This window comes from Streptomyces sp. NPDC111744 (genome assembly GCF_055634995.1).
In genome coordinates this window covers 42,070-50,168 of the sequence record NZ_JBVKCG010000036.1, presented here as the reverse complement: position 1 = coordinate 50,168, position 8,099 = coordinate 42,070, and the positions used below count along the sequence as shown (strand labels likewise).

7 protein-coding genes are annotated in these 8,099 nt (G+C 72.3%); all 7 read right to left on the bottom strand.

Annotation, left to right across the window (positions count from 1 at the left end):
• Window positions 1–94 precede the first annotated feature (94 nt).
• On the bottom strand, window positions 95–283 hold the full coding sequence (locus ACZ7OO_RS41055) for a hypothetical protein (RefSeq protein WP_471512510.1): 189 nt from the start codon (window positions 281–283) through the stop codon (window positions 95–97).
• An 82-nt stretch (window positions 284–365) separates the two neighbouring features.
• Window positions 366–2,789 carry a DNA translocase FtsK gene (locus tag ACZ7OO_RS41050; protein WP_471512509.1) on the bottom strand — a complete coding sequence of 808 codons (2,424 nt, stop codon included), beginning with the start codon at window positions 2,787–2,789 and terminating at the stop codon, window positions 366–368.
• 95 nt (window positions 2,790–2,884) lie between these two features.
• The gene (locus tag ACZ7OO_RS41045; protein WP_471512508.1) at window positions 2,885–3,286 is read right to left on the bottom strand and encodes a hypothetical protein; all 402 of its coding nucleotides are present in this window, start codon (window positions 3,284–3,286) and stop codon (window positions 2,885–2,887) included.
• Between the two features lie 11 nt (window positions 3,287–3,297).
• Entirely contained in the window at window positions 3,298–5,367 is a 2,070-nt protein-coding gene (locus ACZ7OO_RS41040) for a hypothetical protein (RefSeq protein ID WP_471512507.1), read from the bottom strand.
• A gap of 130 nt (window positions 5,368–5,497) precedes the next feature.
• On the bottom strand, window positions 5,498–5,707 hold the full coding sequence (locus ACZ7OO_RS41035) for a hypothetical protein (RefSeq protein WP_467727253.1): 210 nt from the start codon (window positions 5,705–5,707) through the stop codon (window positions 5,498–5,500).
• Entirely contained in the window at window positions 5,707–6,213 is a 507-nt protein-coding gene (locus ACZ7OO_RS41030; protein WP_471512506.1) for a hypothetical protein, read from the bottom strand. Before ACZ7OO_RS41030 ends, ACZ7OO_RS41035 begins: the two co-directional genes overlap by 1 nt.
• Window positions 6,214–6,335: 122 nt before the next feature.
• Complete coding sequence (locus ACZ7OO_RS41025; RefSeq protein WP_471512505.1) at window positions 6,336–8,018, bottom strand: DUF2637 domain-containing protein; 1,683 nt, start codon at window positions 8,016–8,018, stop codon at window positions 6,336–6,338.
• Window positions 8,019–8,099 lie beyond the last annotated feature (81 nt).

The following is an 8,099-nucleotide window of genomic DNA, read 5'->3' as shown; positions in this document are numbered from 1 at the left end:
AGCCCCGCACCACGAACCCGGGAAGACCGTGAAACGAGCCGAAACCCTCACCGAACATGTCCGCTTGAAACAGCAGCGAGGTTAAACGCCAAGCTCAGGTGCGGGAGAACAGGCTGGCCACAGCGCTCAGTACGCCGCTGATCGCGGGGGCGAGGCCGGTGGAGGCGAGGGCGAAGCCGAACGCGATGCAGGTGAGTGCGGCCACGGTGGTGACGGAGCCGCCGCGCAGCAGGGCGACGACGATCACGAACAGCAGCAGGGCGAGCGAGACGGTGACGGCCACGGAGTGGTCCCTTCCGGGGTTGGGTGTGGGTGGGTGCCGCCCGGCGTGCAGGCCGGGCGGCACAACGGGCAGGAAGCAGGGCTCAGTCGACGGTGGCGGTGAGGTCCGCGCGGATCTCGCGCAGGACGTCGTCGCATGCGTCAGCAGCGACCAGGACCTCGCGGGCCTTGCCGCCATCGGCAGGGCCGACGATCCCGAGGTGCTCCAGCGCGTCCATGACCCGGGTCGCGGTGGCCAGGCCGGTGCGCAGCTTGCGCTGGAGCATCGACACCGACCCGAACTGACTGCTGATGACCAGTTCGGCGGCGGTGAGCAGGGTGTCGGCAGCGACGTCCGGCGGGCTCTGATCGCCCGTGTCCGTCCCGCTGGCCGGGGTGGAGGTGGGGCCGTAGACGCCGTGGTCGACCAGGCGCAGCCGTCCGTCGGCGACCAGGTCGGAGAGGGCGTTGCGGATGGTGCCGGCGGCGGCGTCGACCAGGTCCCGGATCTCCTTGGTGGTCATCTCCCGGTCGACGGCGGCGAGGATCTTTTCCTTGACCGTGGGTGCCTTGGTTCGGGCGGGCTGGACGACCGGGGGCGGCGCGAACTGGCCGATCGTGAGGTCGCCGTCGCCGTAGTCGTCGTCACTCCCGCCGTTCTTCTTGCCGACGGGGGGTTCGATCGTCCAGTCGTGCCAGAGTCCGAGTTCGGTCAGCCGCTCGATCTCGCGGTCGGTGAGCTGGCAGATGCCGTCTTCGGGGAACAGGTCCCCGAGTCCGTCGGGGCTGCCGTCGTCGGGCAGGTGCGCCCATAGCGTGCGCATCATCTGTGCGCCGGAGCCGGTGACGGTGTGTCCCATGCCCTGGGTGGCGGCGCCGGGGACGTCCTGCGCGGTGCCCATCATCCGGTCCATCAGGGAGACGTGGGCGCCGAGCCGGTCGGGGATGGGGGCGAGGTCGACGTCTCCGGCGAGTCCGCCGGTGGCCTGCCGGGCGGCGATGCCGCCGGTGATCCGCAGGACCACGCCGATACCGCCCTGGACCTGGTCCCGCAGGGAGGCGGCGCCGCCCAGCTTTTCCAGGTTCAGGGACTGTCCGGCGAAGACGATGCCGATGCCGAACTTGCGGCCCTCGCGGGCGATGACGTCGGTCATGAACCCGATGTCGTCGCCGAGCAGGTCGTCACCGACCAGGCTGTTGAATTCGTCTAGGACCAGGATGAGGCCCGGGTAGGGGGAGTGGGCGGAGAAGTCGTGGCCGACTTCGGCGTTGATCTCGCCGCGCAGGTCCATCAGTGCGATGGCGGCCTTGAGCAGCCACCAGGTGAAGACGGCGCCAGCGCTCTGCCGGTCGACGTAGCGGCCGACGGCGGACATCTGCGCGTCCGGCCGTGCCGAGGTCACCCAGGTGGCCAGTCCGGCCAGTGCCCACGCCGCGCACATCAGCGCGAGCGAGACGGTCTTGCCGGAGCCGGTGACGCCGACCAGGAAGCCGTGCAGGGTGCCGGATGCGCTGCGCATGTGGACCTTGGCGTCGCGGCCGTCGGGGGTGGTGCCGATTGTGTACCGGCCGTACGTGTCCAGGGTGAGCAGCTCGCGGGTGGCTTTGCGGCCGGAGGCGAGCGGCGCCGACTCGTACACCGTGACCAGGACCTGGTTGCCGTGCGTCTCGGTGACCAGCCGCATCTCTTCCGACCGAATCCCGAACGCGGTGCACAGCTGCTCGTGGGAGACGCGGGCGACCTGTCCGGGCTCGACTTCGGCGAGGATCATGCCGCGTGCGGGAATGCCGTCCTGTGCGGGGCGCTGCTCGATGCGAAGGACGCGGCTGCCGGGGATCGCGCCGCCGGGCCGGGCGACCAGCTGCTCCCACATCGACTCGATGCTCCGGCTGGTCTCTCCGGTGGGGGCGACGGTCAGCAGGATCCGGCCGGGCCCGTGGTCGGTCTCGCGCATGGATACCGCGAGGGTCGGCACGCCGAAGGCCGCGGCGATGGCCTCTTCCTCGATGCGGCCGACCGGGGTGCCCTGCGGGGCGACGATCTCGCACTCGAAGTCCGGGTGCGATGCGGAGATCGTCTGGTGGATGGTCTCCAGGTGGGTGTGGGGGGCGACTTGGTGCTGGTCCCACAGGCGCATGACCAGTCCCTCGAACCCGGACGGGTAGGCGATGCCGGTGAAGTCGCCGGGCGTCCAGGCGGAGCGGGTGGCGGGCAGCCACGCGGCCATGAGGCCGCCCCAGCCGAGCGCAAGGGGGATCTCCCACCAGCGGGTGCCGGGGGTCATCGCGGCGGCGGCGTAGACGGCGCTGCCGGTGACCGGTCCGAGGAGCCGCTGTGCGCTGCGGACGGTGCGGTGGAAGTTGCCGGTCTTGGTCTGCCGGTACAGGCGCCACATGCTGGCGCCGCCGATCGCGGCGGCGCCGATGTGGGCGGCCGGCATGTTGACGTTGGGGAGTACGGCGAGTGCTGCGGAGGACACCCCGTAGGCGCCCATCTCCCACTTCGCCCGCGTGGGCATCCTGCGCATCACGGCAGTTCAGTCCTTCCAGACATGGAGGAGGGGGCCGCCCGCGGTGCGGTGCGGCCCCCTCCGGGGTGGGTTGTGCGGGATGGTGGTGCGGGTCAGGACCGGTAGAAGCCGGGTTTGGCCTGCCGGGCGGGGGAGGTGGTGACGGCTTCGTACACGCCGCCGTACTCCGCCTGGTGTTCGTGCTGGAGCTGGCGGGCGGCCTGGTGGACCCGGTCGGCGGCGCCCATGAGCTGGGTGGAGCCGCCGACCACCTCGCCGAACCGGGCGCCGACTTCGACGACCGCCATCACGTGGCGCGGGTCGACCTCGGCGACCGCGCACAGTTCCGCGACGTCGATCGCGAACCGGGAGTCGTCGCGCATCGACTGCGCGACGGTCTCGGCTGCGTCGAACAGGTCACTCGCGGCTTTCTGCAGGGCCCGGAACTTCGCGCCGACGGCCGTGTAGCTGTTGGCGGCGCCGTCCGCGCCGATCGCGGGTGCGATCTCTCCCACGACGTCTCCTCTCAGTGTTCGTTGTGGAGGCGTGCGGACGGGGCGTGCAGACCCGCATCCTGCGCGGCTGCCTGGGTGGGCCGGTAGTGCCGGGCCATCGCGGTCTCTTCGGCCTCGGCGGCCTCCGCCGCCGCGAGCGACGACTTGGCCATCCGCTCGATGTAGCCGACCAGTTCGGCGACCGCTTCCATCAGTTCCGCGTGCGCGGTCCGGGTCCGGGTGCCGTTGACGTTGTGGTTGACGGCCAGATCCGCGCCCATCGCCTCGAGTTCGGCGAGCAGGCGCCGGGCCTGCCTGCCCAGCTCGACACAGGCGTCGTAGGTGGTCATCCCGGCGGACACCAGCTTCGACAGGGCATCGAGCGCGCCCCCGAGGGTGATTTCCGTGGCGTGCTGCGCGGCCATCCGACCGGGGATACCGATACCGACGGCGGCCGGCACTCCCGCCGTGCCGGTACGGGCGGGGGAAGCGGGCATGGGGATGGCCTCCTTGGGGCGGGTGGTGCCGGGCCGGGAGCCGGCCGGACGCTGCGGAGCGCGCGGCAGGAGCGGCGGCCCGGTGCGCGGCAGCTGCGGGCGGGGCGGAGCGAGCGGGGTGGGCTCCCAGCGGGTGCCGTGCGAACGGGCGGGACCGTCCTGCTCCACCGTGATCACCACGTCCGGACCGTCGTCGGTGTCGAACGCTGACGCGCGCGCCCATGCCCAGCCCGGGGAACCGTCCGTACCTCCGCTGTCCTTACCGCCGCTGCCCTTGTTCCCGGGCCCTTTGCTGCCGGGGTTGGGGGTGTGGGTCTTGCGGAAGTCGGCCCGCCTGGAGCGCGGGCCGCCGTTGGCTTTCCAGTCCTGGCGGCGTTTGTTCCAGCGGTCGCCGATCGTCTCGTACACCGCCTGCCGGAACGTGGTCCGGCCGCGGGGCTTCCAGCCGTTGTTGACCGGTCCGGGGCCCGCGCCGGCGGCCCGGCCGGAGCCGCCGCCCGCACCCCGGGTGCCGCCCGTGCCGCCGGTGTTCTGGCGGCCCTTCCACCGGTTCCTCAGCTGGTCCCCGGTCGCCTCCCAGAACGTCGGCGCGGGCTTGCCATTCTGTGCGCGGCGTACGGCATTGCGCACAGCGCCCTTGGACGGTGTACCGCCCGAGCCGCCCTTGGGAGTGCCGGACGACCCGGTGCCGCCGCCCGTACCGCCAGGAGACTTGACCTGACTGCCCTTGGACCACCAGTCGGCGACCTTGCGGCCCATCGACCGGCGGCCACCGCTCCCGCCGGAACCGCCGGAACTGCCACCAGGGCCGCCGCCGTTGCGGCCGGAGCCCCATGTACCGCCGCCCCGGGAACCGTTCCCCGAGCCGCCGCCGGGGCCGCCGCTGTTGCGCGTGCCGCCTCCGAAGGTTCGGCCGGGGCCGCCGCCGGCGGAACCGCCGCCACGGCCTGACGGGCCGGTGTGGCCTGTGTTGGTGCGGCCCGTTCCGGTGCTGCCCAGCGTCGAACCGCTGGAGCGCACCGGTCCGGACCGGCCTCCCTGGCCCGCGCCGGATCCGCGCCCGAAGGTGCCGTTCCCGAACGCGCCGCCCCGGCCGCGACCGCCGGAGCCGCCGCTACCGAACGCGCTGCGGCCGTAGTCGTGGCTGGACGGCACGCCCCGGCGGCGGACCGCCGATGCTTCGGCTCCCAGCCGGTGCGCGTCAGCGGTGGCTTTCGCGGCCAGCAGCTCGATCTCCCGGCGGTGCCGGGCGGCTTCAGCCCGCAGCGGGACCGCTTCGGTGATCCAGGTCTGCATACCCTCGAACGCGGCGAGGGCGATCGCGAGGACCGCCGCAAGGGACAGTGCGCCCGCCCGGGGTGCTCCCGCATCAGCCTGGCCGGGCGGCTCGTTGCCCTCGCTGCGCAGGACCGCCGCCCCGTCCGGAGCGGCGGGCGCGTGCGGGATGTCGGGGGCGTCCCAGGGGGAAATTCGAACACCCCCGCCGTCGCCGGGATCGGCGGGTGCAGGGATGGAGAGGTCGGGTGCGGGGGGCAGATCCGGAGGCGGCGGGGAGCCGATCCGGGGGAGTGTGAGGACGTTGTCCGGGCGTTGATCGTCGGACACGACCCCTCCCTTCCTGGTAACCGTCCGTGACCACGAGAGGAGCCCTCGCACGCGTACGCGTACACGTGGTTGGGACCCCCCGTCAAGGACATTCGGACGGTGATGATGACGGTGATGATGACGGTCGCGTTCACTGGCAGTGAGCGCGGTACAGGCGCTCCAGCTCTTGGGAGAGCTGGTTGAACACCGCGTGGTCGCCGGACTTCTTGACCTTCTGGAGCGCGCCGATTTTCAGCAGGTCGTGCCAGGCCCGGAAGAAGCTCTCCGGGCCCTCTGCGCGGGCCTGTTCGAATCGGCGGTTCCAGTGCGCGGCCTGCTTCGGGGAGAGGCCGGCGGCCATCAGGCGCCGCGCTTCTGCTGGCCGAAGAAGTCGCCGAGCAGCTTCGGCGCGCCGCCCGGGTGGTCGTCGTTCTGACCGGCCGGGGCGAGTCGCTGGAGCGTCTGCTCAGCGCTGTTGCGGGCCGCCGCGTGCACGGCCGCCTTCTTGTGGGCCTTGGCCAGCGCCTTGTCCTTGCGGCGCTGCATCACGGTCTCCGGCAGCGTCTCCTCGTACGCAGCCACCGTGCTGTTGATGGCGCGGGCGGCCTTGCGCAGGGCCCGCGCCGCTTCCCGCAGGGGCTTGGCGCGCTTACGGGCCCGCGACGCGGCGGACAGGCCAAAGGGCAGGTCACCGGGCAGGCGGCGGGTCTTCACGTCGGCCTGGAGGGCGTCGGCGAGACCGTCATAGGACTGCGCGTCGGACAGCAAGCTGCCACGGTGGGCGGCCTGCCAGCCCTCGCGCTGCCCCGGCACCGCCAGCGCCTGCACGCCCTGCGTCACTCGGGTAGCGATGTCTTTGCTGGTCACGTGGGATTCCTCCTGGTCTACTGGGGGAGCTGTCGACTGTCTTCCGGCAGTCGCAGCGAGGGCCAGCCCACTTCCGATGGGCTGGCCTTCACTGGTGTGTGCCGGACGGGTGTTGGTGTGGGTCACCGCTCGGGGCGGTAGCCGCTCGCGAGCAGGTCGGCGGCCTCCTGGCGGTACTCGGAGGCGGTGCCGGCCGACGTGACGCCCACCTGCCGCTGGATCTCGGCGAGCGGCAGCTGGTCGGCGGTGCCGTCGGCGGCGAGGACCATCCGGGCGACCTTGCGGACCGCGCGCTGGCGCGGGGTGAGCCGTGCGGTGTCTTCCAGTTCGACCGCGCGCCGCTCGATTTCGGCGGCAGCGAGCCGCGTTTCGGCGGCGGCGTACTCGGTTTCGGCTTCACGCTTCCTGGCGTCCTGCGTGGCAGCGCGGGACGCCGCTGTGCGCTCCTCTTCGTCCGCCGCGCGGCGGACGGTTTCGGCGGCGCGGCAGCGGGCTTCGGCAGCAGCCGCCTCGGTTTCGGCAGTGGCCCGGTCGGCTTCGGCAGCACGCTTGCGGGCCTCTGCGATCGTGGCTGTTTCGATGGCCTGCGTCTCGGCGGCGGCGGCCCGGTCGGCGTCCGCTGCCTCCTTCCGCTTCTGGGCTGCCTGACGCTCCAGTTCGGCCGCACGGACGTCGGCGGCGGCCGTGGCCTCCCGCTGTTCAGCCGCCGCCCGGTCGGCGGCGGCCTGGCGGGCGCGGGCCTCGGCGAGCAACGCGGTCTCCAGAGCGGCCTGTTCCTGCTCGGCGGCCCGTTCTGCGGCGCTGACCTGCGCACGAGCGTGTGCACGGGCCTGCCCTGTCTCCGCCTCGACCTGCGCGCGGACGGCTTCGACCATGCCCTCGGACTTCAGCCGGTCGGCCTCCGCCCGTGCCTGTGCCTGCTCCTGGCGGGTCTGGGACTCCAGGCGCCGGCGCTCGGCGTCCTCCGCCCGTTCCTGCGCCTCGCGTTCCTGCCGCTCAGGCAGGGCGAGGGCCTCGGCGACGGTGTAGCCGTAGGCGGCCATCGTCATGGGCAGCCGCTCATCCTCGGTCGCCGCGTCCAGGCTGCCGCCGTGCTTGCGCCTCAGCCACTGCTCGTAGCCCTTGAGGTCCCGCTCGCGGCGGGTCATCTCCGGGTACGAGGTGACCCCGTACAGCCGCATCCGGCGGTAGATCCGCGGCGTCCCGAGCGGGCTGAGCACCCAGCGGTGCAGCGGGATCCGGTCGGTGGCCGTACCGGCTTCGAGCTGCACTTTCTTGATGAACAGCTTCCGGGCGGCCTCGACGCCGATCACGAACAGCAGCGGCATGACGCCGTGGCTGGCGGCCCGGACCGGGTCGGTGTTGATGTCGCCCTGCGACGACGCGTTGAACCAGATCGTCGCGGCCGTCATCGTGTGCGCGGCCACCCGCAGCAAATGCCACGGGGTGTCCTTGCGGATCAGGTACAGGTCCAGCGCGAGGAACGCAATGATGCTGGCGTCCACGCCGACCGGGAACCAGGGCGCGAGCCCTCGGCTGAATCCCCAGTTCAGGGCGACTTTGGCGAGAGTGCTGTAGGACATCGCGAAACCGATGACACCGACCAGCGTGCCGCCGAGCGCGGCGGCCGCCGACAGGGCCAGCATCAGCCGGTCCCGGCCGGTGTTGATCGCGTTCCGGTTGTCCGTCTCCGAAACGAACTCCGGTGCTCCCGAAACGAAGCCGGGCGCGTCCGAAACAGCGGTTGGTGGAGCCGAAACGGGGGTGTCGGGTGCCGCCTGGCGCGGCACGTCGGTGATCGTCATGGGGACCTCCGAAGGGGTCGGTCAAGGGCGTGCCCGAAACGAATCCGCCCGCTCCCGAAACGGGGGCGGGCGGTGCCGAAA

Excerpts from the sequence above, each read along its gene's own strand:
- ACZ7OO_RS41050 (WP_471512509.1), bottom strand. The coding sequence starts at position 2,789 with ATGCGCAGGATGCCCACGCGGGCGAAGTGGGAGATGGGCGCCTACGGG.
- ACZ7OO_RS41025 (WP_471512505.1), bottom strand. The coding sequence starts at position 8,018 with ATGACGATCACCGACGTGCCGCGCCAGGCGGCACCCGACACCCCCGTT.
- ACZ7OO_RS41035 (WP_467727253.1), bottom strand. The coding sequence starts at position 5,707 with ATGGCCGCCGGCCTCTCCCCGAAGCAGGCCGCGCACTGGAACCGCCGA.